We start from the raw sequence: 540 nt of genomic DNA on the forward strand, positions 1-540 counted from the left end.
GTCGAAGGTGATAAGAATGTAACATATGTGTACAAACTTAAAGAAACTCCAGACAAACCTGTAGAGCCAACTCCAGACAAACCTGTAGAGCCAACTCCAGATAAGCCTGTAGAGCCAACTCCAGACAAACCAGTGAACCCGACACCGGGTAAACCAGTGAACCCAACACCAGGTAAGCCAGTGAATCCAACACCAGGTAAACCAGTGAACCCAACACCAGGTAAACCAGTGAACCCAACACCAGGTAAGCCAGTGAATCCAACACCAGGTAAACCGGTGAACCCAACACCAGGTAAACCAGTTTCGGAACAACCAGCTAATCCAACATCGGCTAAGGAACAACTTCCAAATACTGGTGAAACCACATCTGCAGGATCAACTGTACTCGGAGTAGTTGCAGGACTTGTAGGATTGGCAGCACTTGGACGTCGTAAGAAGGAAGACGAAAAATAGTCATCTTTCTTAGGAGAGTAATGTTACTTTGTTTAAAATAACGACTCATATTGACGATCAAATCTGGCTTTAACTAATAGAAAAGAG

General features: G+C 44.4%; 1 protein-coding gene. It reads left to right on the top strand.

Annotated features, from left to right (window positions below; translation table 11 throughout):
* Positions 1-453 (top strand): LPXTG cell wall anchor domain-containing protein (locus SINDD18_RS11555; protein ID WP_206598380.1); only part of this gene is annotated, 453 nt, incomplete at its 5' end.
* Positions 454-540: the final 87 nt, after the last annotated feature.

This window comes from Streptococcus infantis (assembly GCF_001579645.1).
GTDB classification, from domain to species: Bacteria; Bacillota; Bacilli; order Lactobacillales; family Streptococcaceae; genus Streptococcus; species Streptococcus infantis_E.